The following is a 25,462-nucleotide window of genomic DNA, read 5'->3' on the forward strand; positions in this document are numbered from 1 at the left end:
CTGACGCTCGCACCCTGCGGCAGGATGCCAAGAACGGAGCCGTTAGGCGTCTTGCGTACATGCAAACCGACCTGCGACGGGTCCGCGAGCTGACCAGCACGACCCCGCAGAGGCTTGTCCTGCGCGTACTGCGTCACCCGCCACCGCCGCGACCAGTACGCCGGTTTCTGCCGCTTCGGGAAGTTGCCATCGTAGTCGGCGTTGGACATCAGATGCATGTACAGGGTGTAGAACGTCAGCTTCGTGCCGCGCGGAAACTCCATCTCATGCCGCACGAGAGCAAAGCCCGTACTGTAGGGAGCCCGAAGCGGCACGTTGCTGCCGTCCACGCTCACTTCGCTGATCGGACAGTCGCTGTCGGCGCGATAGGCGACCAGCACGCCATTTGCGATGCAGCGTAGTCCCGCGTCGAGATCGAGCGCCTGCCCCGCGCCGGCCTCCGTGATGTGAATCCCACCGTGCCACATGCCCTTGCGGCTGACGAGGTACGAACCGGACGGCTCGTTCAAGGCGAGCAGCCGGTAAATCTCGTGCTCATCGGTGAATCGGACTGACGTTCGGGCATTGCCTTGCGCCTTGCGCAGAAAGGGAAAGGCAAATGCCAGTTGCCTGAGGCTGGCCGGTGGTGGCGTTTGCGGGTGATGCGGTACCGACTTGCTCGTCATGGATTGGGTGCACTCCGTGTAGATGAGGTCGCACCACCTTATGACGGATCGAGAGCCAGCATCAATGCGGCACGCTCTGAATTTATGCAAACAATTGTCAAATGACAATCTGCCGCGCTGCCGGTGGCCCGTGTCGATTACGACGATGCACAAGGGCTCGTGACGGGGGCGCACTCGATACCCGGCAATCCGTACGATGGCCATGCACTGGCCGAGGCGCTGGAGCAGGCGGCGATCCGAACGACGTGAAGCCGGAAGTGGCCGTTGTTGATCGCAGCTACAAGGGCGTCGCCGTCAATGGCGTGAAGCTTTATCACCCGGGACTGCGACGTGGAAGCACGGGGTCTGCGCGCGATGATCCGAAGGTGAAGCGAGATCGAGCCGGCCATCGGTCACATGAAGGCGGACGGCAAGCTCGATCGGAACTGGCTCAAAGGTGCGCTCGGCGACGCGAGGCACGCAGTGTGCGTGCGGCGCCGGCCATAACGTGCGGATGATTCTTACGAAGCTGAGGCTCTTCTGCGCCATTGTTCTGATCGCTTTGCTCAACCGCCCAATCGCTGTGGCATTTCAACCGTGAGGCAAGGGCCGACCAAAGCGAATTATTCAGAACCGACTAGGTAATCGCGCCGGACAGATTAAAACAGGCGGCCACCTTTTTATGCCTTGCGTTGAAAGAGTCATGCGTGTAATGGACGCGCACTACAGACTTTCAAGCGTTAGAGGCGCTTTCGGCAGGTTGACACGATAGAGCGCGACCGGCACGCAACCGCAGCTCACGCCTCCAACGCCGCCCGCGCACACAACTCATCGGTCACGAGCCCCGACAACCACCCCCCCTTGAGCACCGCGATCAGCGCCTCGCGCTTGCGCAGCCCGCCCGCGAAGCCGATGGTCGGCCGGCGCGGCGGCGTGTCGAGCGCGATGCTCGTCACGCGGCGGCCAGTCGGCGATTCGACGTGCGCGCCGGCCGCATCGATCGGCAGGCCGAGCATTTCGGCGACCGCGCCGTTGTGCATCAGCTCGTTCACCTCGCCTTCCGTGATGAAGCCGTCCTCGTGCAACGGACAGGTCATCCCAATGTTGCCGATGCCGACGAACGCGACATCGGCCTGCGCCGACAGAGATTCGACGATCCGATAGAGACGGTGATTGCACCACTGCGCGCGCTCGGCCTCGCTGTCGGCGAGCAGCGGCGCGGGCAGCAGAAAATATTTGCCGCCGGTCTTTTCCGAAATATGCAGCGCGACGTCATAGCGGTTCGAGGAGCCGTCCTGCGCGATCGCGCCGACCATCGATACCAGCCGATGCTGCGGACGGTCTAGCTGCGCGATCTGATCGACCGCGGCCTTCAGCGTGCGGCCGCTGCTGACCGCGACGACCATCGGCTTTTCCTCGCTCAGATAGCGTTCCATCACCTGCGCGCCGGCCACCGCGAGCTTGCGGTCGACTTCCTCGGGGGTATCGCCGTCGATCGGCACGATCTCGCACAGGCTGAGGCCATAGCGCTTCGACAACTGATCGGCGAGCGACAGGCAATCAGCGAGCTTGTGATCGACGCGCACGCGGATCAGGTTCTTTTCGACCGCGAACGCGACCAGCCGCTGCGCGACCGGTCGCGACACCTGCAGCTTCTCGGCGATTTCGTTCTGGGTATTGCCCGCGACGTAATAAAGCCACGCGGCGCGCGTAGCGAGATCGAGTTTTTCTGTGGATCTGGGCACGATGATGTTTCGCTCGGGTTTTGCTTGAACTGTGCCGATGATAGCCGCCGGTCGCGCATCAGCGCGCCGACCGGCAGCGGTTAACGCTGTCAGGCGAGGGGTGCGCGCGCGGCATCGAACAGCGGCCGTACGTGGCGATACAGCGCGCGATACGCTTCGAGCCGCGTGCGCAATTGCGCGTGGCGGCGCGGATTCGGCGTGAACTCCTTTTCGACGGGCGGCTTGGTCAGCACGGTGGCCGGATCGCCACCGGCGGCGAGCCAGCCGAGACGCGCCGCGCCGAGCGCCGCGCCGGTTTCGCCGCCGCCGTGCTTGACGGTGACGGTGTCGAGCGCATCGGCGAGCAACTGGGCCCAGTAATCGCTGCGCGCGCCGCCGCCGAGCAGCGACAGCACCTTCGCCTCGGTGCCGGCCGCGCGCAGCGCGTCGAGGCCGTCGGTCAGCGCGAGCGTCACGCCTTCGAGCACCGCGTAGCCGAGCAGCGCGCGGTCGGTTGCGTGAGTCATGCCGAAGAACACGCCTTGCGCGTACGGGTCATTGTGCGGCGTGCGCTCGCCCGACAGATACGGCAAAAAGAGCGGCGCGGTGGTCAACGCGTCGGCGGGCAGCGCCTCGATTTCGGCGAGCAGTGTCGGCTCGTCGGTCGACGTCAGCTTGCAGACCCAGCGCAAACAGCTCGCCGCCGACAGCACCACGCTCATCTGATGCCAGCGGTCCGGGATCGCATGACAGAACGCGTGCACGGCGGAGGCCGGGTTCGGCCGGAAACTGTCGCCGACCACGCACAGCACGCCCGACGTACCCAACGACACGAAGCCGTCGCCCGGTTGCGTCGCGCCGATGCCGATCGCGCTCGTCGCGTTGTCGCCGCCGCCGGCCGCGACGATCACGTCGTTGCGCAGGCCGAATTCGCGCGCGAGTTCCGGCAACAACGTGCCGGCCGGCGCGCTGCCCTCGCGCAGCGCCGGCATCTGCGCGCGCGTCATGTTGCAGGCGGCCAGCAGCGAGTCGGACCAATCGCGCTTCGCGACGTCGAGCCACAGCGTGCCGGCCGCATCCGATGGATCGGACACCTTGCCGCCTGTCAGCTGCAGACGCAGATAGTCCTTCGGTAGCAGCACGCAGGCAGTCCTGGCGAAAATCTCCGGCTCGTGACGGGCGACCCACAGCAGCTTCGGCGCGGTGAAACCGGGCATCGCCAGATTGCCGGCGACGCTGTGCAGATCGGGTGCGCGCCCGGTCAGCTCCGCGCATTCCTTGTCGCTGCGCATGTCGTTCCACAGGATCGCCGGCCGCAGCACGCGGTTCTGCGCATCGAGCAGCACCGCGCCGTGCATCTGCCCCGACAGGCCGATGCCGCGAATCTGCGCGAACTCGTCGGGATGATGCGCGCGCAACGCGGCGAGCGCCGTGCGCGTGCCCACCCACCAGTCTTCGGGGTTCTGCTCGGCCCAGCGTTGGTGCGGACGGGAAACGGTGAACTGCGAGCCTGCGGTGCCAATCACGCGGCCGTCGGAGGCGAGCAGCAGAACTTTCACTTCGGACGTGCCGAGGTCGATGCCTAGGTACATGGGAGCGAAACCTTCGTCGTTGGGGATGCGCTACTTTAGCGGTTCATCGCACGCGCTGTCATGCGCATTAAGCCTGGCTCGTCGCACCGCGTTTCGCGAGCCATGCGTCGACCCGCGCGACGGCGCCCGCGAGCGCTGCTTCGAGCTCGGGCGTCTGTGCCATGCCGCCCCACAACAGCCGGTCGGCCGCGAACGCGCGCAGCGGATCGGGCGCCGTGAAAAAGGCGTGCGCGATGCGCTCGTCCATCACGCCGTCCTGATACGCGTACGGCAGCTTGCCCGTGTGCCAGCGTTCGAGAAAACGGAAGAACAACGCGGGCAGCATCGCGGTCGCGGCCGGCGTGACGCCGCGCTCGAAGCATTCGGCGAGCGTCGGTGCGATGAAGCCGGGCAGCTTCGAGAAGCCATCGGCGGCGACGCGCTGGTTGGTGTCGAGGATATGCGGGTTGCTGAAGCGCTCGAGCACGACGTCGCGATAGCGTTCGAGATCGAGCGGGCTCGGTGCGAGGCACGGGATCACGTCCTCGGTCACGTAGTCGTACGCGAACTGGCGAATGTCGGCGTCGAGCGTGCCTTCGTGGATGTAGTTCAGGCCGACCAGCGTGCCCGCCCACGCGATGCAGCTATGCGTTGCGTTGAGGATGCGGATCTTCGCTTCCTCGTACGGCTGCACGGAATCGACGAGTTCCGCGCCGACGTTCTCCCAGGCCGGGCGTCCGGCGATGAAGCGGTCCTCGATCACCCACTGGATGAACGCCTCGCCCATCACGGGACACGCGTCGTCGACGCCGGTCGCGGCCTTCACGCGTTCGCGCACGTCGGGCGTCGGACGCGGCGTGATGCGATCGACCATCGAGGACGGGCACGAGGTGTGATCGTCGAACCATTGCGCGAGATCGTTCGCGCCGCGTCGTTCGAGAAACTCGCTCATGCCCGCATGAAAGCGCTCGCCGTTGCTGCGCAGGTTGTCGCAGGTCTGCAGCGTGACGGGCCCCGCGCCGCGCTTCACGCGCGCGTCGAGAATCGCCGCTAGCGCGCCGTAGATCGTCGTGTGGCCGCCGGCGAGGTCGGCGGCGAGATCGGCATTCGCGGTGTCGAGCCGGTCGTTCTCGTCGAGGTAATAGCCGCCTTCGGTCACGGTGAACGCGATGATCTTGCAGGCCGGATCGGCGCCCGCTTCGATCAGTCCGTCGAGACTTTCGCTCCACGGCAGCACGCGCTCGATCGAGCGGATCGTCTCGTAGGCGCGCTCGCCTTGCGGCGTGACCGTTTCGAGTGTGTAGACGCCGCCCTGCGCGGCGAGCGCTTCGAGCACCGGGTTCATGTCGCCGCGAATATTGCCGACGCTTAGCGACCAGCGCGGCTCGCTGGCCGCGCTCGCTTCGTTCAGCCGGTGCAGATACCACGCCTGGTGCGCGCGATGAAACGACCCCGCGCCAATGTGCAGGATCACGTGTGCGGCCGCGCCGCTGCCTTGTCCGCTGTTCATGTTTGTCTCCAGAAACTCGTTCGCGGCGCTCGCGGCGCGCGTTTTGTGCGTGCAGAGCATTTGCTCTGTATGTGAGCGAATGATCGTACCCGGAGAAACGAAAGTCAAGGCGACGGCGTGGGTTTTCGTGGCGCAACGCGGCATCCTGGGTGCGCCAGCCGCCGCGACGAGCGCCGGAGGTCGGCAAACCCGCCGCGCCACGCATATTGCGTTGCATCAAAAATTGACCTCGTGCGTGTCCGGAGTAACCCGAATACAAAAAAGTATCGGTCCGCGGTTTCTTTTAAAGTGGTCGCCAACGCGTTTGGCGGTTACTTTTCGCTTTACAAGATCAAGATCGGCGGCGCCTACCGCGCGCCGCTTCATGGAGACAGACAGTGCAACCTGATCTCGAAATCGTGGCCGTACGCCACGATGAATCGTTCAAAGTGTGGTCGCATGGCTATCCGTATCGCACGGTGCGCTGGCATTTTCATCCGGAGTACGAGATCCATCTGATCGTCGCGACGACGGGCAAGATGTTCGTCGGCGATCACATCGGCAGCTTCGTGCCCGGCAATCTCGTGCTGATGGGGCCGAACCTGCCGCACAACTGGGTCAGCGACGTACCGGAAGGCGAGAGCGTCGCGCAGCGCAATCTGGTCGTGCAGTTCGGCCAGGCGTTCGTATCGAACTGTCTCGAGAGTTTTCCGGAGTGGCGTCAGGTCGAGGCCCTGCTCGCCGACGCGCGCCGCGGACTGTCGTTCAGTCTGCGGACGTCGGCGCAGATCAAGCCGCTCTTTCTCGAACTGCTCGCGGCGCGGGGGCTGCGCCGCCTCGTGTTGTTCATGTCGATGCTCGAGATCCTGATCAACGCGCCGGATCGCGACACGCTCGCGAGTCCCGCCTATCAGGCCGACCCGACCAGCTTCGCGGCGACCCGCATCAATCACGTGCTCGCGTATATCGGCAAGAACCTCGCGAACGAGTTGCGCGAGTCGGAGCTTGCACAACTCGCCGGCCAGAGTGTCAGCGCGTTTTCGCGTTATTTCCGCCGCCATACCGGACTGCCGTTCGTGCAGTACGTGAACCGTATGCGCATCAATCTCGCGTGCCAGTTGTTGACCGATGGCGAACTGAGCGTCACCGACATCTGCTTCAAGGCGGGCTTCAACAACCTGTCGAATTTCAACCGGCAGTTTCTCGCGATGAAGGGCATGGCGCCGTCGACGTTTCGCCGTTATCAGCAACTGAACGATGCGAGCCGCGACGCTTCCGAGCAGGCGGCCGCGTATGGCAGGGGCATCGACAACGCGCCGGCGATCGTGCTCGCGCCGGGCTTGCCACGTAGCGGCGTCGCGTATCCGGTCACGTAGTGCCTGCCAGGTAGTCCGCTGTTTCGGTCCACTCGCGTTTCAACACGCATCGATCGCGCTGCGCGCCCGCAGCGCGACGGGCGTGCTCATTTCAAAAAATGGAGACAACCATGAAGCCGTCTGCTTTTCCGCTCAATCCTTCAATGAAGTTGGCGCGCCGCGTCGCCACGCTCGCATTCGGTTTGTCGCTCGTGGCCGTATCGGCCGCGCAGACCGTGCAGGCCGCGCCGCTGAAGATCGGCATGACGTTCCAGGAACTGAACAACCCGTACTTCGTGACGATGCAGAAAGCGCTGAACGACGCGGCCGCATCGACCGGCGCGACCGTCGTCGTGACCGACGCGCATCACGACGTCAGCAAGCAGGTCAGCGACGTCGAAGACATGCTGCAAAAGAAGATCGATATCCTGCTCGTCAATCCGACCGACTCGACCGGTATCCAGTCGGCGGTCACGTCGGCGAAGAAGTCGGGCGTGGTCGTGGTCGCGGTCGATGCGAACGCGAACGGTCCGGTCGATTCGTTCGTCGGCTCGAAGAACTACGACGCGGGCGTGATGGCTTGCGACTACCTCGCGAAGTCGATCGGCGGCAGCGGCGAAGTGGCGATTCTCGACGGCATTCCGGTCGTGCCGATTCTCGAACGCGTGCGCGGCTGCAAGGCGGCGCTCGCGAAAGCGCCGGGCGTGAAGCTCGTCGATACGCAGAATGGCAAGCAGGAACGCGCGACCGCGTTGTCCGTCACCGAGAACATGATTCAGGCGCACCCGAACCTGAAGGGCGTGTTCAGCGTGAACGACGGTGGCTCGATGGGCGCGCTGTCGGCGATCGAATCGTCGGGTAAGGACATCAAGCTGACGAGCGTCGACGGCGCACCTGAAGCGATCGTCGCGATCCAGAAGCCGAATTCGAAATTCGTCGAGACGTCCGCGCAATTCCCGGCCGACCAGGTCCGCATCGCGCTTGGCATCGCGCTCGCGAAGAAGTGGGGCGCCAATGTGCCCAAAGCGATTCCGGTCGACGTGAAGATGATCGACAAGAGCAACGCGAAGGGTTTCAGCTGGTAACGCAAGCGCAGGCCGCCGCCTATGGGACTCATGCGCGGCGGCGCGCGGTAGGGGAACACGCGATGGACACGATTCTGAAGCTCGACAACATCAGCAAGAGCTTTCCCGGTGTGAAGGCGTTGCAGGGCATTCACCTCGAGATCGCGCGCGGCGAGATTCACGCGCTGCTCGGCGAGAACGGCGCGGGCAAGTCGACGCTGATGAAAATTCTGTGCGGCATCTATCAGCCGGACGCAGGCACGATCACGCTCGACGGCGAGCAACGCCACTTCGCGAACTATCACGACGCGGTAGCCGCGGGCGTCGGTATCGTGTTTCAGGAGTTCAGCCTGATTCCGTATCTGAACGCGGTGGAGAACATGTTTCTCGGCCGCGAAATGAAGAACGGCTTCGGCCTGCTCGAACGCGGCAGGATGCGGCGCGCAGCGGCCGCGATTTTTCAGCGGCTTGTTGTCGCGATCGATCTGGCGGTGCCGATCAGGCAACTATCGGTCGCGCAGCAGCAGTTCGTCGAAATTGGCAAGGCCTTGTCGCTCGATGCGCGCGTGCTGATTCTCGACGAGCCGACCGCGACGCTGACGCCCGCCGAAGCCGCGCACCTGTTCACGATCATGCGCGAGCTGAAGCAGCAGGGCGTCGCGATGATCTTTATCTCGCACCACCTCGAAGAGATTTTCGAGGTGTGCGACCGCATCACGGTGCTGCGCGACGGCCAGTACGTCGGCACGACCGAGGTCGCGCAATCCGACGTGGGCCGGCTCGTGCAGATGATGGTGGGACGCCGGATCGAAAGCAGCTTTCCGCCGAAGCCGACGCCGCGCGCCGACGCGAAGGTCGTGCTCGACGTCGTGCGCTTGCAGCTGTTCAAGGACAGCCCCGAGTTGAGCTTCACGCTGCGCGAAGGCGAGATTCTGGGCTTCGCGGGACTCGTCGGTTCGGGGCGCACCGAGACCGCGCTCGCGGTGATTGGCGCGGAGCGCGCATACGTGAAGGACATTCGCGTGAACGGCGCGGCCGCGAAGCTCGCCGATCCCGCCGATGCGCTGCGCGCGGGCGTCGGCATTCTGCCCGAAAGCCGCAAGACGGAAGGGCTCATTACCGAGTTCTCGATCAAGCAGAACATTTCGATCAACAACCTCGGCAAGTACCAGTCGCTGCGTTTCTTTATCGACCAGCGCAGCGAAGCGCGCGCGACCGCGGACATCATGAAGCGCGTCGGCGTGAAGGCGCCCACGATGCACACCGAAGTCGCGACGCTGTCGGGCGGCAATCAGCAGAAGGTCGTGATCGCGCGCTGGCTCAATCACCACACGAACATCCTGATCTTCGACGAACCGACGCGCGGCATCGACGTCGGCGCGAAGGCGGAAATCTATCTGCTGATGCGCGAACTGACCGCGCGCGGCTACTCGATCATCATGATCTCGTCCGAGTTGCCGGAGATCGTCGGCATGTGCGAGCGCGTCGCCGTGTTCCGGCAGGGCCGCATCGAAGCGCTGCTCGAAGGCGACGCGATCGAATCGAATGCCGTGATGACCTATGCGACCGCCGGTTCGGCTGGAGCCTCTCATGAACATGCCTAATCCTTCCTCTTCGCCGAAAACATCGAGTGTCAACAGCGACACGCCGGGCGCGCCGGTGCGCTTCACGTGGGCCGCGCTAAAGCGCTCGACGCTGTTCTATCCGTTCATCGGCCTGCTGGTCGTCTGCATCGTGATGGTGTTCGCGAGCGACAGCTTTCTGTCGGGCGCGAACATCGAGAACGTGCTGCGCCAGGTGTCGATCAACGCGATCATCGCGGTTGGCATGACCTGTGTGATCCTGACGGGCGGCATCGATCTGTCGGTCGGCTCGGTGATGGCGCTCGCGGGCACGCTGTCGGCCGGGCTGATGGTCGCCGGCATGAATGCGGTGGCGGCGCTTGCGGTCGGCATCGCGGTCGGTCTCGGCTTCGGCGCGGCCAACGGCTTTTTCGTCGCGTTCGCCGGCATGCCGCCGATCATCGTCACGCTCGCGACCATGGGTATCGCGCGCGGTCTTGCGCTGATCTACACGGGCGGCTATCCGATCGACGGTCTGCCCGACTGGGTCAGCTTCTTCGGCAGCGGCAAGATTCTCGGCATCCAGGCGCCGGTCGTGATCATGGCGGTGATCTATGTGATCGCATGGGTACTGCTCGAACGCATGCCGTTTGGCCGCTACGTGTATGCGATCGGCGGCAACGAACAGGCGACGCGTCTGTCCGGCGTGCGGGTGGCGCGCGTGAAGCTGATCGTCTACACGATCGCCGGTGTGACGTCCGCGTTCGCCGCGATCGTGCTGACCGCGCGTCTGATGAGCGGCCAGCCGAACGCCGGCGTCGGCTTCGAACTCGACGCGATCGCCGCCGTCGTGATGGGCGGCACGTCGATCTCCGGTGGACGCGGCTCGATCATCGGCACGCTGATCGGTGCGCTGTTACTCGGGGTCCTGAATAACGGCCTGAACATGGTCGGTGTGAATCCGTACGTGCAGAACGTGATCAAGGGCGGAATCATTCTGCTCGCGATCTACATCAGCCGCGACCGCAGAAAGTAACGCTCCCTTCCTCACCTCCCTCTTATCGCAGGACCATGCAATGACGACTCAATTCGACCAGCAGAACATGACCGCCATCGTCTGTCATGCACCGAAAGACTATCGCGTCGAACAGGTACAGAAGCCGCGCGCCCGCGCGCATGAACTCGTGATTCGCATCGCCGCGTGCGGTATCTGCGCGAGCGACTGCAAATGCCATTCGGGCGCGAAGATGTTCTGGGGCGGCCCCAGCCCGTGGGTCAAGGCACCGGTGATTCCGGGTCACGAGTTCTTCGGCTATGTCGAGGAACTGGGCGAAGGCGCGGCCGGGCATTTCGGCGTGCAGAAGGGCGATCGCGTGATCGCCGAGCAGATCGTGCCGTGCGGCAAGTGCCGCTACTGCAAATCCGGCCAGTACTGGATGTGCGAAGTGCACAACATCTTCGGCTTTCAACGCGAAGTCGCGGACGGCGGCATGGCCGAGTACATGCGCATTCCGCCGACCGCGATCGTCCACAAGATTCCAGACGGCATCTCGCTCGAAGACGCCGCGATCATCGAACCGCTCGCGTGCGCGATTCACACCGTCAATCGCGGCGATCTGCAACTCGACGACGTCGTCGTGATCGCGGGCGCGGGGCCGCTGGGTCTGATGATGACGCAGGTCGCGCATCTGAAGACGCCGAAGAAGCTCGTCGTGATCGATCTCGTCGAAGAACGGCTCGCACTCGCGCGCGAATACGGCGCCGACGTGACGATCAATCCGAAGCAACAGGACGCGCTCGCGATCATCCATTCACTGACGGACGGCTACGGCTGCGACGTCTATATTGAAACGACGGGCGCGCCGATCGGCGTGAATCAGGGGATGGACCTGATCCGCAAGCTCGGGCGCTTCGTCGAATTCTCCGTGTTCGGCGCGGATACGACGCTCGACTGGTCAGTGATCGGCGATCGCAAGGAACTCGACGTGCGCGGCGCGCATCTTGGGCCCTATTGCTATCCGATCGCAATCGATCTGCTTGCGCGCGGACTCGTCACGTCGAAGGGCATCGTCACACACGGCTTTTCGTTGGAAGAATGGGATGAAGCGATCGGGATCGCGAATTCGCTCGATTCGATCAAGGTGCTGATGAAGCCGCGCGCGTGAATCGCGGGCGTGGCTTTTCAACGGAGACCCTATGAACTACGTCATCGGCGTCGATATCGGCACGCAAAGCACGAAGGCGCTGCTGGTCGACGAGCACGGCGCGATCGTCGCGCAGCATGCGTCGGCGTATCAGCCCGATACGCCGAAGCCGTTGTGGGCCGAGCAGTGGCCCGCGGTGTGGCTGAAGGCCGTGGTCGAATGCGTGGCCGCGTGCGTCAGCGAGGCGAAGGCGGCCGGCATCGCGCCGCGCGCGATCAAGGCGCTGTGCGTGAGCAGTCTGTACGGCGGCTCGGGCATTCCGGTCGACAACGACATGCGGCCGCTCGCGCCGTGCCTGATCTGGATGGACCGGCGCGCGACCGCGCAGGTCGACTGGGTGCGCGAGAACCTCGACGTCGAGCGGCTCCATACGATCACCGGCAACGGAGTGGACAGCTACTACGGTTACACCAAGATGCTGTGGCTGCGCGAGAACCAGCCGGACGTGTGGGCGCATACGCGCTATTTTTTGCCGCCGAACGCGTACGTGATCTACATGCTGACCGGGGAGGTCGCCGTCGATCATAGTTCGGCCGGCAATATCGGCGGCGTCTACGATATCGCGCGGCGCGACTGGTCGGACGAAGCGCTCGACATGCTGGGCATTCCAGCGACGATGATGCCGGAGCGGCTGGTCGAATCGTCCGAGGTGGTGGGTGGGCTGTTGTCGCAATGGACCGCGCAGCTCGGACTGGCAGCGGGCACCGCGATCGTCGCGGGCGGCGTCGATGCGGCGGTGGCGACATTCGCGGCCGGCGTCACGCGCGCCGGGCAGCATGTTGCGATGATCGGCACCAGCATGTGCTGGGGCTACATCAATCAGCGTGTCGACGCACGGCACGGTTTGATCAGCATGCCGCACGTTTTCAACGGGCGGCACGACATTTACGTATTCGGCGGCGCGATTACCGCGGGCGCGTCGGTCAGCTGGTATCGCGAGCAGTTCTGTCACGCGGAGATCGAGGCCGCGCGCGCGACGCCGCATGGCGATCCGCATCGGCTGCTCGAAGAAGCGGCCGCGCAGGTGCCGGCCGGCGCCGACGGCGTGCTGTTCCTGCCGTATCTGATGGGCGAGCGCAGTCCGGTGTGGGATGCGAAAGCGAGTGGCGCGTTCGTCGGACTGTCGCTCTTTCATACGCGCGCGCATCTGTATCGCGCGGTGCTCGAAGGCGTGTCGTTCGCGCTGAAGCACAACATCGAGGCGGGGCGCAAAGGCGCGCAATCGCTCGACGACAAGCTGATCGTGGTTGGCGGCGCCGCGCATTCGGACCTGTGGATGCAGATCGTCGCCGACGTCACCGGCTATCCGGTCTACACGATCGAGCAGGACGTCGAAGCCGCAATGGGCGCGGCGTTGCTCGCCGCGCTCGGTGTCGGCCTCGTGTCGCCCGAAGCGGCGCAACGCGGTTGGATCACGCTGATCGAGCGCGCTCAGCCCGACGCACGGCGCATGGGGTTGTACGAGCAGCGCTTCGGCGTGTACGTGGATCTCTATCCGGCGCTGAAGCCGGTCATGCATCGCTTGCAATCATCATGAACGCCACTTTCGATTTCTCCGGCCGCTCGATCCTGGTGACGGGCGCCTCCAGCGGCATCGGCCGCGCGACGGTCGAGGCGCTGCGCGCGAGCGGCGCGTCGGTCGTCGCGGCCGCGCGCAACGGCAACGAGCTTGCGCGGCTCGCCGAGCAAACCGGCTGCGAGCCGTTGAGGCTCGACGTCGCCGACGAAGCCGCGATCGACGCAGCATTGGCATCGCTCGAACCGTTCGACGGTCTCGTGAATTGCGCGGGCACCGCGTTGCTCGAACGCGCGCTGGATACGACGGCCGCGAGCTTCGATCGCGTGATGGCGGTGAATGCGCGCGGCGCGGTGCTGGTCGCGAAGCACGTCGCGCGTGGCATGCTCGACGCGGGGCGCACGGGTAGCATCGTCAACGTGTCGAGCCAGGCTGCACTCGTCGCGCTCGACGATCATCTGAGCTACTCGGCGTCGAAGGCCGCGCTCGATGCGCTCACGCGCGCGTTGTGCATCGAGTTGGGGCCGCACGGGATTCGCGTGAACAGCGTGAACCCGACGGTCACGCTGACGCCGATGGCGGTGCTGGCCTGGAGCGATCCCGTCAAGCGCGATCCCGCGTTACAGGCGATTCCGCTCAGGCGCTTCGCCGAATCCGCCGAAGTCGCCGCGCCGATTCTGTTTCTGTTGAGCGACGCGGCGTCGATGATCAGCGGCGTGTGTCTGCCAATCGATGGCGGCTACACCGCGCGTTGACGGGCGAAATGAAAAATCAGAGCATGGTGCGCACGTGCCACAGCTCGGGGAACAACACGACGTCGAGCATCTTGCGCAGATACGGCGCGCCGCTGGTGCCGCCGGTGCCCTGTTTGAAGCCGATGATGCGCTCGACGGTCGTCACATGGCGGAATCGCCATTGGCGGAACGCATCCTCGAGATCGACGAGTTCTTCGGCCATCTCATACAGCTCCCAGTGCTCGGACGGATTGCGATACACGTCGAGCCACGCCGCTTCGACCGATGCATCGTGTTCAGTCGGCTTGGTCCAGTCGCGCTCGAGCCGCGCGGGCGAAATCGCGAAGCCGCGCCGCGCGAGCAGCCGCACGACTTCGTCGTAGAACGACGGCGCTTCGAGCGATGCCTTCACTTGCGCATACACGTCGGCGCGATGCGCGTGCGGCTTGAGCATCTGCTCGTTCTTGTTGCCGAGCAGGAATTCGATCTGCCGGTACTGGTACGACTGGAAGCCCGACGAGCTACCGAGGTAAGGCCGCATCGCCGTGTATTCGGATGGCGTCATCGTCGCGAGTACGCTCCATGCCTGCACCAGCTGCTCCATGATTCGCGACACGCGCGCGAGCATCTTGAACGCGGGCGGCAACTCGTCGCGATGCACGGCCGCGAGCGCCGCGCGCAACTCGTAAAGCGCGAGCTTCATCCACAGTTCGCTGGTCTGATGCTGGATGATGAACAGCATCTCGTTATGATCCGGCGACAACGGATGCTGCGCGTCGAGCACCGTGCCGAGCGACAGATAGTCGCCGTAGCTCATCGACTCCGCGAAGTCGAGCTGCGCGTCGTGCCAGCCGCTGTCGGTCGTGCCCGGGCAAGCCGTCGAGCCGCTCGCGGCCGGCGCCGAAGCCGTCTGTGCGTGCCCGAACGGGCAACCTTGTGTGAGCGGTTCTTCTGGCAAGCCCGGCGTGTGCATGTGATCGTTCATGCTGCAATCCTCAGGTAACGGCGCCGCGCTGGGCGAATTCGGGAGCCCGCCATGCGTCGCGGGCGAGCACGTCGCGCAACGTTTCGACGGCGTCCCACACGTCGACGAAGCGCGTGTAAAGCGGCGTGAAGCCGAAGCGCAGCACGTGCGGCTCGCGATAATCGCCGATCACGCCGTGCGCGATCAGCGCCTGCATCACCTCGTAGCCGTGCGGATGTTCGAAGCTCGCATGCGAGCCGCGCTGCGCATGCTCGCGCGGCGTCACGAGCTTCAGTGGAAATTCGCTGCAACGCGTCTCGACCAGTTCGATGAACAGATCGGTCAGCGCGAGCGACTTCTCGCGGACCGCCTGCATGTTCGTTTGCAGGAACACGTCGAGCCCACATTCGACGAGCGCCATCGACACCAGCGGCTGCGTGCCGCACAGGAAGCGGCCCACGCCGTTGTCGGGCTGATACGTCGGGTTCATCTCGAACGGCGCGCGATGCCCCCACCAGCCCGATAGCGGTTGCGTGAATTCGTTCTGGTGGCGCCTCGCCACCCACACGAACGCGGGCGAACCCGGCCCGCCGTTCAGATACTTGTATGTGCAGCCGACCGCGTAGTCGGCGTTCACACCGTTCAGATCCACCGGCACCGCGCCCGCAGAATGCGCGAGATCCCACAGCGCGAGCGCGCCCTTGTCGTGGATCAGCTTCGTCAGCGCGGCCATGTCGTGCATGTAGCCGGTGCGGTAGTTCACGTGCGTGATCATCACGATCGCGGTGTCCTCGCCGATCGCGTCGGGCAGCCCGGACGGATCGTCGACGAGGCGCAGCTCGTAGCCGCGATCGAGCTGCTCGATCAGGCCCTGCGCGATATACAGATCGCTCGGGAAGTTCGAGCGCTCGGACACGATCACGCGACGCTTCGGATCGCGCGCATCGGCGAGCCGCACCGCGGCCGACAGCAGCTTGAACAGGTTGATCGAGATCGTGTCGGTGATCACGACTTCGTCCTCGGCCGCACCGATCAACGGCGCGAGCTTGTTGCCGAGTCGGCGCGGCAGCGCGAACCAGCCCGCGGTGTTCCAGCTGCGTATCAGCCCTTCGCCCCATTCGGCGGCGATCACGGTCTGCGCGCGCTGCGCGGCGGCGGCCGGCGGCACGCCGAGCGAGTTGCCGTCGAGATAGAGGGTCGTCGGCGACAGCGCGAACTGGTCGCGCAGCGCTGCGAGCGGGTCGGCGCTGTCGAGTGCCACGGCTTCGTCACGATGGTTCATGGTGGATTCGATCGATTGGGTTGTCGGGTGGGTAGCCCGCCGGGCGGCGTCCGTCAGCGCGTGGCGGGCAGCGCGCGCAGCACCGCGCGCACCGGGCTCGCGTCGAGCGTGGTCAGCTTCAGCGGCAGCGCGATCAACTCGTAGTCGCCCGGTTCGACCGCGTCGAGCACGATGCCCTCGAGAATTGCCATCCGATGCGCGCGAATGCGGTGATGCGCGTCCATCGTCTTCGATTCCTGCGGATCGAGCGACGGCGTGTCGATGCCGAGCAGCATCACGCCGCGCGCGGCGAGCAGGTCGACGGTCTCGGGCGCGACCGCGCAGAACGCGCTATCCCACTCGCGCGCCGGCGCTTTTCTGTAAGTGCGCAGTAAGACTCGCGGCGGCAGCGCGTCGAGCGAGCCGGTCAGGTGTTGTGGCGTCACAACAGGCGATGCGCCGATACAGTGAATCACCCGGCATAAACCGAGATACGCGTCGAGCGGCACGTCGCCGATCGCGGCGCCGTCGGCGTCATAGTGCAGCGGCGCATCGGTATGCGCGCCGGTGTGCGGCGAGATCGTCAGACGCGCGACATTGACCGGCGAGCCAGCCTCCATGCGCCAGACGCGCTCGATGCCGACCGCGGTGTCGCCTGGCCAGACGGGCGTGGCGGTATCGACGGCAGGAGTGATGTCCCAAAGTGCTCGCATGACGGTTTCGACCGGAGGTGACTATCCCTAAATGATAGAGGTCAAGTCGAGAAATGTGATTGCGAAAAAAGCTCCTTACCAGCCGTGTCTTGGAACATAATTTGAGTTAAACGGAAAAGGGAGACCGAATATGAACGCGATCTCGCTCGACGCCACCGATTGCCGTATCTTGACGGTGCTTCAGCAGGAAGGACGGATCAGCAATCTCGACCTGGCGGAGCGCATCTCGCTTTCGCCATCGGCCTGTCTGCGACGACTGCGTCTGCTGGAGGAGCAGGGCGTCGTCGAACACTACCGCGCGTGCCTGAACCGCGAAGTATTGGGGTTCGAGCTCGAAGCGTTCGTGCAGGTATCGATGCGCAACGAGCAGCAGAACTGGCACGAGCGCTTCGCCGAAGCGTTGCGCGACTGGCCCGAAGTGGTCAGCGCGTTCGTCGTGACCGGCGAAACGCACTATCTGCTGCGCGTGCTCGCGCACAACCTCAAACACTATTCGGATTTCGTGCTCAATCGCCTGTACAAGGCGCCGGGCGTGTTGGACATCCGCTCGAACATCGTGCTCGAGACGCTGAAGGAAGATTCAGGCGTGCCGGTGTCGCTCGTGAAGAAGAACGGCGGCCACGGGGCCGCGCATAGCGAGCGCTGAGCGTGACGGGGATGGGGCGCGCCGCGTGCGCCGCGCCTGACTGACTGCCGTTGCGGACGCTACCGACGCAACCGCAGCGCCGCGCCGCTCAAAGCGGCTTCAGGCCGTGGAACTGGCCGCTCTGGAACACGAGCGGCAGCATTTGCGCAGCATTTTCATGCACGCCGCAGCGCTCCACTTCGCCGACGAAAATCACGTGGTCGCCTTCCTCGTAGCGGCTGCGGTTATGACATTCGAACCACGCAAGCGCGCCGTCGAGCACCGGCATGCCGCTGTCGCCCGCCGCGTGCGAGACGCCCTCGAAGCGGTCGCCCTTGACGGTCGCGAAGCGCTTGCACAGATCGAGTTGCGTCGCGGCCAGCACATTGACCACGTAGTGACTGTTGGTGCGGAACACCGGCATCGACGCCGAGCGTGTCGCGAGACTCCACAGCACGAGCGGCGGAGAGAGGGACACCGAGTTGAACGAACTGGCCGTGATGCCGATCAACTGGCCGGACGCGGCGCGCGTCGTGATCACGGTGACGCCGGTCGCGAACTGGCTGAGCGCCTGCCTGAAGGCGGACTGGTCGAAGTTGGGTGGGCTCGCGCGCTTCATCGGGGCGAGGTCCCCGGCGCGCGCCGTGTGAAAGACGGGCCACAGCGCGAATGAAGGCGCGCATCAAGGTGGAGACCCGCGCGGCGGGAAGCGGATGTTTCGAAAGTCATGGTGAAAGTCGTTGATTTCCGCCAATTTTAACTGCAATCGCCGCACGCGCCGCACGGCGATGCGTGCGGGGCAGCGGGGCGTCGGCTTCGACGATCTCCTCGACGGGCTGCACCCGGACATTGCCGATCGCGCTGGATCGATGCGTGGGCGCGGCGCTTGCGTGAGACGCACGGTTATTCACACGTCGCGTGCTGGCGTTTCTATACTCGATATCTGCACGGCCGGACTTGCGGGCATGGCGCGACGGGTGCCTGACTCGTGCCTTTCAGGACGTGTTTTCGGCCATATATTCGGATGCGGTGGCAGACCGGCGGCGCTATGCAGGCCGGCTGCCGATCATTGTGTGAATCTGATTCTGGGGTGAAGCTTATGAACGAGACGGCAACGCTCGGCGGTGGATGTTTCTGGTGCCTCGAAGCGGTGTATCTGGGCGTCGAGGGCGTCAATGCGGTGGAGTCGGGTTATGCGGGCGGCCACACGCGCCAGCCGAGCTACGAGCAGGTCTGTGACGGCGACACCGGTCATGCGGAAGTGGTCAAGGTCGACTTCGATCCGGCGAAGATCAGCTATCGCGAGATTCTCGACATCTTCTTCGCGATCCACGATCCGACCCAGGTGAACCGGCAGGGCAACGACGTCGGCACGCAATACCGCTCGGTGATCTTTACGCATTCCGACGCGCAGCATGAAGCCGCGCTGCAGGCGATTCGCGAGATCGACGAACAGCGCATCTACGACGGCCAGATCGTGACCGACGTGCTGTCGCTCGGCGACAACTACTGGCCCGCCGAGGCCTATCATCAGAACTATTTCGCGCAGCACCCGAATCAGGGCTACTGCTCGTTCGTGGTGGCGCCGAAGGTCGCGAAATTCCGCCAGAAGTTCGCGCACCGGATCAAGGCGGGTTGAAGGCGCAGCGCCGGGATTGGAATCGGCAGCGGGCGGAGGCGCAAGGCCGCCCGCTGGCTGCCGCTCATCAATGCGATTCCTGCGCTTCCGACCGTGCGTCATCGGCGCCAACGCCTACATCGCCGTCATCCTCGCGTCCCCGCGTGAGCCGCACGCAGGCTTCGACGATCTCTTCGGCCAGTTTCACGCAGTTGAGCGGCGCCGATCCTTCCGCCTTGTTTGCCGTTCAACGGCTTGTCAACGTCACTCGTCCCGCTCTGGTCCATCAATGTCCGGCCTGCTATTCGTCAGAATCGCGCCACGGCGCGCGCTGATGCACGCCGCCGCGGCGCGACCGGATCACAGCCGGATCACAGCGGTTTTTCGTACATGTAGCGGCGCGACCACGGCAAGGTTTTCGCGCTGCGGCCGGCTTTGCGGCACACCACCTGGAAGATCGACACGTCGTCGTTTTCGAACGCATACGCGCAGCCCGCCAGATACACGCGCCAGATGCGGAATTTTTCGTCGTCGACGAGCTTGCGGGCTTCGTCCGCATGCGCTTCGAAATTCTCGGCCCAGATGTCGAGCGTGTGCGCGTAGTGACGGCGCAAGCTTTCGACGTCAACCGGTTCGAGCCCACCGCGTTGCATCGATTCGAGCGCGAGGCTGATATGCGGCAGCTCGCCGTCGGGGAACACGAAGCGGTCGATGAACTCGCCGCCGCCGAGCGCGGTCTCGCCGCTATCGGCGTCGCTCGACGTGATGCCGTGGTTCATCGCGATGCCTTCGTCGGCGAGCAGATCGTGCATCTTCTGGAAATAGCCGGGCAGCTTCTTGCGGCCGACGTGCTCGAACATGCCGACGCTCGTGATGCGGTCGAACTGCCCCTTGATGTCGCGATAGTCCTGCAGGCGGATTTCGATCTGGTTCTCGAGGCCCGCCGCCTTCACGCGCGCGGTGGCGAGATCGAACTGGTTCTGCGACAGCGTGACCCCCACGCACTTCGCGCCGAACTTCTGCGCGGCACGCAGCACGAGCGCGCCCCAGCCGCAGCCGATGTCGAGCAGACTCTGCCCCGGCTGCAGCTGGATTTTGGTCAGAATGTGATCGATTTTCTTCAGTTGCGCGGTCGCGAGGTCTTCGGTGCCGGTCTCGAAGTACGCGCACGAGTAGACCATGTTCTCGTCGAGCCACAGCCTGTAGAACTCGTTCGAGACGTCGTAGTGATACTGGACGGCTTTTTTGTCCGACGTCTTCGAGTGATTGAAGTAGCGCCGCACGCGCGCGAGCTTGCCGGCGCTCGTCACGGTGCTGCGCGCGAGCTGATAGCCGATATTGATGATGTCCGACAGCTTGCCCTCGATGTCGATCTTGCCTTTGACATAGGCTTCGCCGAGATTGTCGAGGCTCGGCTCGAGCAGATAGGGCAGCGCGGTCGCGCTCTTCACGTGTAGCGTGACCTGGGGCGCGGCGAACTGCCCGAAGTCGTGTTGCTGACCGTCCCACAGCACGAGGCGTGCGGGCAGGTTAGCTGTGGCTTTGACATCTTCAACCCACTGTGCCAGCTTTTTCTCCCAGAACATGCGATCTCTCCGTGTTCGTTGATTTAAAGCAAAGCTGTGTGGATCGCGACAGGGCGCGGCGCATTCCGTCGGCCGCGCAACGCAATCCGGCCGACGCGCGACGCTACGTTGGCGCCGCCGCCGGCGTGATTCGTCCGCTCAGGGCGACAGGCGCGTGATTTGCCAGTTGGCGCTTTCTTCCGCGCGCGTGTAAAGCAGACGATCGTGCAGCCGCGACGGCCGTCCCTGCCAGAATTCGACCGCGTCGGGCACCAGACGATAGCCGCCCCAATGCGACGGACGCGGAGGACTGTCGCCGTATTGCAGGCTGATTTCGCGTTCGCGTACTTCGAGCTGCGAACGGCTTTCAATCACCTGACTCTGGTTCGATGCCCATGCGCCAATGCGCGAGCCAAGCGGACGCGACGCGAAATACGTGTCACTTTCTGCCTCGCTCGTTTTGACGACGCGGCCTTCGATGCGTACCTGGCGCTCGAGTTCGATCCAGTGAAACAGCAGGCTCGCGTAGGGGTTCGCGCTCAGTTCGCGCCCCTTGCGGCTCTGGTAATTGGTAAAGAACACGAAACCGCGCGCGTCCACACCCTTGATGAGCACGATGCGTGCCGATGGGCGGCCGCGCGTGTCGACCGTGGCCAGCGTCATTGCATTCGGCTCGGGTAGCTTGGCGTCGATTGCCTGCTGGAACCACGTGTCGAATTGACGGAACGGATCGTGGTCGACGTCGGCAACGTCCAGTGAGCCCAGCGAGTAGTTTTTTCGAAGCTCGGCGAGTGAGATCATGTTCTTATGTGAACGCTACAGTGGGCCAAGTATAGCTAAGGCGTCAGGTTTTTGCGCGCGAGCGGATCAACGTGGCGCGAGGCGCAAATTGCGCCCGCGCAAGCCTGCAACGTTGCGTCGCTGCCCGGTCCTGCGCGGCTGCTTTCACGTGTTCAGGCAAAATACGGGCTGCGCTCCAATTTGCCAAAGCCATTTGCCAAAGCGCCGCCACCTGCTCCGTTCAGCCTGTGTTTTCGAGCCCTGCCATCATGTCCAGCCCCACCGCGCAATCCGATCTTACTACCAGCCTCGACGCCAACGAAACCGCCGACCGCGCGCGCCGTTTCGGCGGTATCGCACGTCTATATGGCGCGCCTGCGCTCGCCGCGTTCGAGGGCGCGCACGTCGCGGTGATCGGCATCGGCGGGGTGGGATCGTGGGTCGCGGAGGCGCTTGCGCGCAGTGCGCTCGGCATGCTGACGCTGATCGATCTCGACAACGTCGCCGAAAGCAACACGAACCGGCAGATTCACGCGCTCGACGGCAACTACGGAAAACCGAAAGTCGAGGCGATGGCCGAGCGCATCGCGGCGATCAATCCATACTGCGACGTGCGGCTGATCGAAGACTTCGTCGAGCCGGACAATTTCGCGGCGACGCTCGGCGGCGGCTTCGACTATGTGATCGACGCGATCGACAGCGTGCGCACGAAGACCGCGCTGATCGCGTGGTGCGTCGAGCGCCAGCAGCCGCTGATCACGGTCGGCGGCGCGGGTGGTCAGCTCGACCCGACACGTATCCGCATCGACGATCTCGCGCTGACGATCCAGGACCCGCTGCTGTCGAAGGTGCGCGGGCAGTTGCGCAAACAGCATGGCTTTCCGCGCGGTCCGAAGGCGAAGTTCAGGGTGAGCGCCGTGTATTCCGACGAGCCGCTGATCTATCCGGAAGCGGCCGTGTGCGATATCGACACAGAAGCCGAGCACGTGAGCACGTCGCCCGGGCACACGGGGCCGGTCGGCTTGAACTGCGCGGGGTTCGGGTCGAGCGTGTGCGTGACCGCGAGCTTTGGTTTTGCGGCTGCGGCGTTTGTATTGCGGGAGTTGGCGAAGAAGGCGGCGGCTTAGGTGGCAGCCTGGGTGGCAGCCTGGGCAGCGGTTTGATCCGCTCTGGCCGAGGCTGCCATCAGGCAAGGCACGACAAACGATCAATACAACGACGCGCTCAGCTTGCGCCGCCACTGCGCTACCAGTTCCGGCTGATGCGCGGCCAGATCGAACACCGACAACATCGTCTTGCGGCCGATATCGTCGCGGAACGCGCGGTCGCGCTGCACGATCGCGAGCAGATGTTCGAGCGCCTGCGCGTATTTGCGTCGCGCGATAAACGCATTCGCGAGATCGAAGCGCGCTTCGAGATCGTCGGGATTGCCCGCGACGCGCGCTTCGAGCGCCCCGGTGGGCGGCAGATCCGCGGCGGCGTCCACCGCGTCGAGCCGCGTCTTGATCGCGTTGAAACGCGCGTCGATGCCTTGCGTGGTTTTCGGCGACAGCAGATCGACTTCGTTGCGGGCCTCGTCGATGCGGTTGTCTTCGAGCAGCAACTCGATGCGGTCCATGCGCGCGTCGTCGAAGCCCGGGTCGTACGCGAGCGCCGCTTGCAGCAGATCGTAGGCGTCGTCGCGGCGGCCTTCGGCGAGCGCAGTCTGCGCTTCGATGCGCGCGGCCGGCGCGCCCTGCGGCACGAGCCGGTCGAGGAACTCGCGCAGTTGTCCTTCCGGCAGCACGCCGATGAACTGATCGACCGCCTGGCCGTCGGCGAACGCGATCACGTGCGGAATGCTGCGCACCTGAAAGTGCGCGGCCAGTTCGTGATTCTCGTCCACGTTGACCTTCACGAGCTTCCATTTGCCGGCGGCTTCGGCTTCGAGCTTTTCGAGCATCGGGCCGAGACTCTTGCAGGGGCCGCACCACGGCGCCCAGAAATCGACCAGCACGGGGGCCAGCATCGACGCCTTGATGACGTCCTGTTCGAAAGTGGCCAGAGAGGTGTCCATTGCGTCCTCGTCGATAGAAACGGTTTGTAGCCACGTGGGGCCGAATCGCACGAATTCAATGCGTACCCTGTTGCGCGGGTCCGGCGCCGTTACTTGTGCTGCGGCAGCGGAATCCAGTCGGTTTCGCCGGGCACCTGGCCCATTTCCTGATTGGTCCATGCGAGCTTCGCGGCTTCGATCTTCTCGCGCGAGCTCGCGACGAAATTCCACTCGATGAAGCGCTCGCCGTGGAGCTTCTCGCCGCCGAGCAGCATCGCGCGCGCGCCGTGCGTGCTCGCGAGCGTGACGGTTTCGTCGAGCGCGAGCACGGCCATCGCGCCCGCCTCGAGCGGCGTGCCGTCGATCTCCAGATCGCCTTCCACCAGGTACACGCCGCGCTCTTCGTGCTCCGGTTCGAGCGCGAACGCGCTGCCCGGCGTGAAGTCGGCGGCGACGTACAGCGTGCCCGAGAACGTCGCGACCGGCGCCACCGCGCCGAACGCGGTGCCCGCGATCACGCGCAGCGTCACGCCGTTGCGCTCGACGACCGGCAAGGTCGCCGCCGCGTGATGCGCGAACGACGGCTCGGTGTCTTCATCGGCGAGCGGCAGCGCGACCCAGGTCTGGATGCCGTGAATCTTCTGGCCGCGCGCGCGGTCTTCCGGCGGCGTGCGCTCCGAATGGACGATGCCGCGCCCGGCCGTCATCCAGTTGACGTCGCCTGGGACGATTTTTTGTTCGGAGCCGAGGCTGTCGCGATGCATGATCGCGCCGTCGAACAGATAGGTGACGGTCGCGAGACCGATGTGCGGGTGAGGGCGCACGTCGAGGCCGGTGCCGGGTTCCAGGGTTGCGGGGCCCATGTGGTCGAAGAAGATGAACGGGCCGACGAGGCGTGCCGCCATCGCCGGCAGCACGCGGCGCACGGTCAGGTTGCCGATGTCGCGCAGATGCGGTTTGAGGACGGCTTTGATCGACGAAGTCATGGCAGGCTCGACGGGAAAGTGGAAGGAGAGGCTCGAGTGGACGATTCTACTGCGCGTCGCGTGCGGCCGACGGCAAGGGCACACGCGGGTCATCGGCGGGCGCAATGAACCGGCGTCGCCGCCTCCGCTACACTGCCGGATCGGACCATCACATTGGAGACCCGGATGTCGCCCAGGGACTTGCTGCTCGCGCTGGTCGTCGTGATCGCGTGGGGCGTCAATTTCGTCGTGATCAAGGTCGGCCTGCATGGCGTGCCGCCGATGCTGCTCGGCGCGCTGCGCTTTTCGCTCGCCGCGGTGCCGGCCGTGTTTTTCGTCAAGCGGCCGCAGCTGCCGTGGCGGTGGCTGTTCGCCTACGGCGCGACGATCTCGTTCGGGCAATTCGCGTTCCTGTTCTCGGCGATGTACGTCGGCATGCCGGCGGGGCTCGCGTCGCTGGTGCTGCAGGCGCAGGCGTTTTTTACGCTGATCTTCGCGGCGCTGTTTCTGCACGAGCGCTTGCGTTTGCCGAACGTCGCGGGTCTGCTGATCGCCGCGGCGGGCCTCGCGGTGATCGGCCTGCGGGGCGGCCACACGATGTCGCTCGCCGGTTTCGTGCTGACGCTGGGTGCCGCGTGCATGTGGGCGCTCGGCAACATCGTCACCAAGAAGGTCGGCAAGATCGATCTGGTCGGACTGGTCGTGTGGGGCAGCCTGATTCCGCCGCTGCCGTTTTTCGCGGCGTCGTTCGTGTTCGAAGGGCCGCGCGAGATCGCCGCCGCGCTGAGCGGCATCAGCGCGCTGTCGATTTTCGCGATCGTCTACCTGGCGTTGATCGCGACGTTGATCGGCTATGGCTTGTGGAGCCGCCTGCTGTCGCGCTATCCGGCGAGCCAGGTCGCGCCGTTCTCGCTGCTGGTGCCGATCGTCGGACTCGCGTCGGCGTCGCTGCTGCTCGGCGAGCAGCTTTCCGCGACGCAGGTCGCGGGTGCGTTGCTCGTGATGGCGGGGCTCGCGGTCAACGTGTTCGGCGGCTGGCTCGTGCAACGCGTGATGCCGGCGCGCTGAGCAAC

At 64.8% G+C, this 25,462-nt stretch carries 21 protein-coding genes and 3 pseudogenes; 12 read left to right on the top strand and 12 right to left on the bottom strand.

Annotated features, from left to right (window positions below; all coding sequences use genetic code 11):
* Positions 1–665: pseudogene (locus F6X42_RS31125) on the bottom strand (glycoside hydrolase family 19 protein); the annotation flags it as partial.
* Positions 666–815: 150 nt separating this feature from the next.
* Here F6X42_RS31125 and F6X42_RS31130 point away from each other — a divergent pair.
* Positions 816–1,245 (top strand): annotated as a pseudogene (locus F6X42_RS31130) (IS5/IS1182 family transposase); the annotation flags it as partial.
* 196 nt (positions 1,246–1,441) lie between these two features.
* Here F6X42_RS31130 and F6X42_RS31135 read toward each other — a convergent pair.
* From F6X42_RS31135 to dalD, 3 genes are all read right to left on the bottom strand, one after another.
* A complete protein-coding gene (locus tag F6X42_RS31135) occupies positions 1,442–2,389 on the bottom strand; it encodes a sugar-binding transcriptional regulator (protein WP_187637869.1) in 948 nt (315 codons plus the stop codon).
* 89 nt (positions 2,390–2,478) lie between these two features.
* Positions 2,479–3,960: a xylulokinase gene (gene xylB, locus F6X42_RS31140; protein WP_187637870.1), complete on the bottom strand. Its 1,482-nt coding sequence runs from the start codon at positions 3,958–3,960 to the stop codon at positions 2,479–2,481.
* Positions 3,961–4,027: 67 nt separating this feature from the next.
* Positions 4,028–5,449 carry a D-arabinitol 4-dehydrogenase gene (dalD, locus tag F6X42_RS31145; RefSeq protein WP_187637871.1) on the bottom strand — a complete coding sequence of 474 codons (1,422 nt, stop codon included), beginning with the start codon at positions 5,447–5,449 and terminating at the stop codon, positions 4,028–4,030.
* 377 nt (positions 5,450–5,826) lie between these two features.
* Between dalD and F6X42_RS31150 the strand changes: the two genes are divergently transcribed.
* The 7 genes and pseudogenes from F6X42_RS31150 (at position 5,827) to F6X42_RS31180 (ending at position 13,884) form a co-directional block, all read left to right on the top strand.
* On the top strand, positions 5,827–6,804 hold the full coding sequence (locus tag F6X42_RS31150) for an AraC family transcriptional regulator (RefSeq protein ID WP_187637872.1): 978 nt from the start codon (positions 5,827–5,829) through the stop codon (positions 6,802–6,804).
* Between the two features lie 281 nt (positions 6,805–7,085).
* A pseudogene (locus F6X42_RS31155) lies at positions 7,086–7,721 on the top strand (substrate-binding domain-containing protein); the annotation flags it as partial.
* A 14-nt stretch (positions 7,722–7,735) separates the two neighbouring features.
* Complete coding sequence (locus F6X42_RS31160) at positions 7,736–9,451, top strand: sugar ABC transporter ATP-binding protein (protein WP_512699645.1); 1,716 nt, start codon at positions 7,736–7,738, stop codon at positions 9,449–9,451.
* Positions 9,438–10,445, top strand: coding sequence for an ABC transporter permease (locus F6X42_RS31165; protein ID WP_187637875.1), 1,008 nt, complete (start codon positions 9,438–9,440; stop codon positions 10,443–10,445). Before F6X42_RS31160 ends, F6X42_RS31165 begins: the two co-directional genes overlap by 14 nt.
* Positions 10,446–10,485: 40 nt before the next feature.
* Positions 10,486–11,574, top strand: coding sequence for an alcohol dehydrogenase catalytic domain-containing protein (locus F6X42_RS31170; RefSeq protein ID WP_187637876.1), 1,089 nt, complete (start codon positions 10,486–10,488; stop codon positions 11,572–11,574).
* A gap of 31 nt (positions 11,575–11,605) precedes the next feature.
* Positions 11,606–13,150 (top strand): FGGY-family carbohydrate kinase, encoded by a 1,545-nt coding sequence (locus F6X42_RS31175; protein ID WP_187637877.1) that lies wholly within the window; start codon positions 11,606–11,608, stop codon positions 13,148–13,150.
* Positions 13,147–13,884, top strand: coding sequence for an SDR family oxidoreductase (locus tag F6X42_RS31180; protein WP_187637878.1), 738 nt, complete (start codon positions 13,147–13,149; stop codon positions 13,882–13,884). Before F6X42_RS31175 ends, F6X42_RS31180 begins: the two co-directional genes overlap by 4 nt.
* Positions 13,885–13,900: 16 nt before the next feature.
* On the opposite strand, the gene kynA is transcribed toward F6X42_RS31180, so the two are convergent.
* Genes kynA through kynB form a run of 3 tightly spaced genes read right to left on the bottom strand, consistent with a single transcriptional unit; the run spans position 13,901 to position 16,801 of the window.
* Positions 13,901–14,848 carry a tryptophan 2,3-dioxygenase gene (gene kynA, locus F6X42_RS31185; RefSeq protein WP_187637879.1) on the bottom strand — a complete coding sequence of 316 codons (948 nt, stop codon included), beginning with the start codon at positions 14,846–14,848 and terminating at the stop codon, positions 13,901–13,903.
* 10 nt (positions 14,849–14,858) lie between these two features.
* Positions 14,859–16,109 (bottom strand): kynureninase, encoded by a 1,251-nt coding sequence (gene kynU / locus F6X42_RS31190; RefSeq protein ID WP_187637880.1) that lies wholly within the window; start codon positions 16,107–16,109, stop codon positions 14,859–14,861.
* Between the two features lie 53 nt (positions 16,110–16,162).
* Positions 16,163–16,801, bottom strand: a complete 639-nt coding sequence (kynB, locus tag F6X42_RS31195; protein ID WP_187637881.1) for an arylformamidase — start codon at positions 16,799–16,801, stop codon at positions 16,163–16,165.
* A gap of 130 nt (positions 16,802–16,931) precedes the next feature.
* On the opposite strand from kynB, the gene F6X42_RS31200 reads away from it, so the two are divergent.
* On the top strand, positions 16,932–17,447 hold the full coding sequence (locus F6X42_RS31200) for an Lrp/AsnC family transcriptional regulator (protein WP_187637882.1): 516 nt from the start codon (positions 16,932–16,934) through the stop codon (positions 17,445–17,447).
* A gap of 88 nt (positions 17,448–17,535) precedes the next feature.
* Here F6X42_RS31200 and F6X42_RS31205 read toward each other — a convergent pair whose 3' ends face one another.
* Entirely contained in the window at positions 17,536–18,045 is a 510-nt protein-coding gene (locus F6X42_RS31205; RefSeq protein WP_187637883.1) for a flavin reductase family protein, read from the bottom strand.
* Between the two features lie 480 nt (positions 18,046–18,525).
* Here F6X42_RS31205 and msrA point away from each other — a divergent pair, with 480 nt between their 5' ends.
* Entirely contained in the window at positions 18,526–19,065 is a 540-nt protein-coding gene (msrA, locus tag F6X42_RS31210) for a peptide-methionine (S)-S-oxide reductase MsrA (RefSeq protein ID WP_187637884.1), read from the top strand.
* Between the two features lie 350 nt (positions 19,066–19,415).
* On the opposite strand, the gene F6X42_RS31215 is transcribed toward msrA, so the two are convergent.
* Both F6X42_RS31215 and pdxH read right to left on the bottom strand, forming a co-directional pair.
* Complete coding sequence (locus F6X42_RS31215) at positions 19,416–20,630, bottom strand: class I SAM-dependent methyltransferase (RefSeq protein ID WP_187637885.1); 1,215 nt, start codon at positions 20,628–20,630, stop codon at positions 19,416–19,418.
* Positions 20,631–20,768: 138 nt separating this feature from the next.
* Positions 20,769–21,410, bottom strand: coding sequence for a pyridoxamine 5'-phosphate oxidase (gene pdxH, locus F6X42_RS31220; RefSeq protein WP_187637886.1), 642 nt, complete (start codon positions 21,408–21,410; stop codon positions 20,769–20,771).
* A 248-nt stretch (positions 21,411–21,658) separates the two neighbouring features.
* On the opposite strand from pdxH, the gene tcdA reads away from it, so the two are divergent.
* Positions 21,659–22,516, top strand: a complete 858-nt coding sequence (tcdA, locus tag F6X42_RS31225) for a tRNA cyclic N6-threonylcarbamoyladenosine(37) synthase TcdA (protein WP_187637887.1) — start codon at positions 21,659–21,661, stop codon at positions 22,514–22,516.
* A gap of 80 nt (positions 22,517–22,596) precedes the next feature.
* Here tcdA and trxA read toward each other — a convergent pair whose 3' ends face one another.
* Positions 22,597–23,445, bottom strand: a complete 849-nt coding sequence (gene trxA, locus F6X42_RS31230; protein ID WP_187637888.1) for a thioredoxin — start codon at positions 23,443–23,445, stop codon at positions 22,597–22,599.
* An 89-nt stretch (positions 23,446–23,534) separates the two neighbouring features.
* Positions 23,535–24,410 carry a pirin family protein gene (locus tag F6X42_RS31235; RefSeq protein ID WP_187637889.1) on the bottom strand — a complete coding sequence of 292 codons (876 nt, stop codon included), beginning with the start codon at positions 24,408–24,410 and terminating at the stop codon, positions 23,535–23,537.
* A gap of 165 nt (positions 24,411–24,575) precedes the next feature.
* On the opposite strand from F6X42_RS31235, the gene F6X42_RS31240 reads away from it, so the two are divergent.
* A complete protein-coding gene (locus tag F6X42_RS31240; protein ID WP_187637890.1) occupies positions 24,576–25,457 on the top strand; it encodes an EamA family transporter in 882 nt (293 codons plus the stop codon).
* Positions 25,458–25,462: the final 5 nt, after the last annotated feature.

The sequence above is a fragment of the Paraburkholderia podalyriae genome (assembly GCF_014397785.1).
Classification (GTDB): domain Bacteria; phylum Pseudomonadota; class Gammaproteobacteria; order Burkholderiales; family Burkholderiaceae; genus Paraburkholderia; species Paraburkholderia podalyriae.

Excerpts from the sequence above, each read along its gene's own strand:
- xylB (WP_187637870.1), bottom strand. The coding sequence starts at position 3,960 with ATGTACCTAGGCATCGACCTCGGCACGTCCGAAGTGAAAGTTCTGCTG.
- dalD (WP_187637871.1), bottom strand. The coding sequence starts at position 5,449 with ATGAACAGCGGACAAGGCAGCGGCGCGGCCGCACACGTGATCCTGCAC.
- F6X42_RS31165 (WP_187637875.1), top strand. The coding sequence starts at position 9,438 with ATGAACATGCCTAATCCTTCCTCTTCGCCGAAAACATCGAGTGTCAAC.
- F6X42_RS31170 (WP_187637876.1), top strand. The coding sequence starts at position 10,486 with ATGACGACTCAATTCGACCAGCAGAACATGACCGCCATCGTCTGTCAT.
- F6X42_RS31175 (WP_187637877.1), top strand. The coding sequence starts at position 11,606 with ATGAACTACGTCATCGGCGTCGATATCGGCACGCAAAGCACGAAGGCG.
- F6X42_RS31180 (WP_187637878.1), top strand. The coding sequence starts at position 13,147 with ATGAACGCCACTTTCGATTTCTCCGGCCGCTCGATCCTGGTGACGGGC.
- kynA (WP_187637879.1), bottom strand. The coding sequence starts at position 14,848 with ATGAACGATCACATGCACACGCCGGGCTTGCCAGAAGAACCGCTCACA.
- kynU (WP_187637880.1), bottom strand. The coding sequence starts at position 16,109 with ATGAACCATCGTGACGAAGCCGTGGCACTCGACAGCGCCGACCCGCTC.
- kynB (WP_187637881.1), bottom strand. The coding sequence starts at position 16,801 with ATGCGAGCACTTTGGGACATCACTCCTGCCGTCGATACCGCCACGCCC.
- F6X42_RS31200 (WP_187637882.1), top strand. The coding sequence starts at position 16,932 with ATGAACGCGATCTCGCTCGACGCCACCGATTGCCGTATCTTGACGGTG.
- F6X42_RS31205 (WP_187637883.1), bottom strand. The coding sequence starts at position 18,045 with ATGAAGCGCGCGAGCCCACCCAACTTCGACCAGTCCGCCTTCAGGCAG.
- msrA (WP_187637884.1), top strand. The coding sequence starts at position 18,526 with ATGAACGAGACGGCAACGCTCGGCGGTGGATGTTTCTGGTGCCTCGAA.
- F6X42_RS31215 (WP_187637885.1), bottom strand. The coding sequence starts at position 20,630 with ATGTTCTGGGAGAAAAAGCTGGCACAGTGGGTTGAAGATGTCAAAGCC.
- pdxH (WP_187637886.1), bottom strand. The coding sequence starts at position 21,410 with ATGATCTCACTCGCCGAGCTTCGAAAAAACTACTCGCTGGGCTCACTG.
- tcdA (WP_187637887.1), top strand. The coding sequence starts at position 21,659 with ATGTCCAGCCCCACCGCGCAATCCGATCTTACTACCAGCCTCGACGCC.
- trxA (WP_187637888.1), bottom strand. The coding sequence starts at position 23,445 with ATGGACACCTCTCTGGCCACTTTCGAACAGGACGTCATCAAGGCGTCG.
- F6X42_RS31235 (WP_187637889.1), bottom strand. The coding sequence starts at position 24,410 with ATGACTTCGTCGATCAAAGCCGTCCTCAAACCGCATCTGCGCGACATC.
- F6X42_RS31240 (WP_187637890.1), top strand. The coding sequence starts at position 24,576 with ATGTCGCCCAGGGACTTGCTGCTCGCGCTGGTCGTCGTGATCGCGTGG.